At 69.8% G+C, this 305-nt stretch carries 1 protein-coding gene; it reads left to right on the top strand.

From position 1 onward, the window contains the following. On the top strand, positions 1 to 305 hold a 305-nt coding region (locus tag EIP85_RS22700; RefSeq protein ID WP_127904454.1), incomplete at both ends, for an ATP-binding cassette domain-containing protein.

Genomic DNA, 305 nt, shown 5'->3' with positions numbered 1-305 from the left:
CTCTCGGGCGGGCAGCGGCAGGTGGTGGCCATCGCCCGCGCCATCCATTTCGGCGCCCGCGTGCTGATCCTCGACGAGCCGACCGCAGCGCTCGGCGTGGCGCAGTCGGGCCTCGTTCTGCGCTACATCGCCCAGGCCGCCCGCGAGCAGGGCATCGGCGTGATCTTCATCACCCACAACCCGCATCACGCCTATCTCGTCGGCGACCATTTCATGGTGCTCCGCCGCGGCGAGGTCGACCTCGACACCCCACGCGCCGAGCTGACGCTCGAAAACCTCATGTTCCACATGGCCGGCGGCGCAGG

The sequence above is a fragment of the Solirhodobacter olei genome (assembly GCF_004010155.1).
In the GTDB taxonomy this organism is placed as follows: Bacteria; Pseudomonadota; Alphaproteobacteria; order Rhodobacterales; family Rhodobacteraceae; genus Solirhodobacter; species Solirhodobacter olei.
Note: the sequence above shows the minus strand (reverse complement) of the source record. Positions and strands in the feature narration are given on the sequence as shown.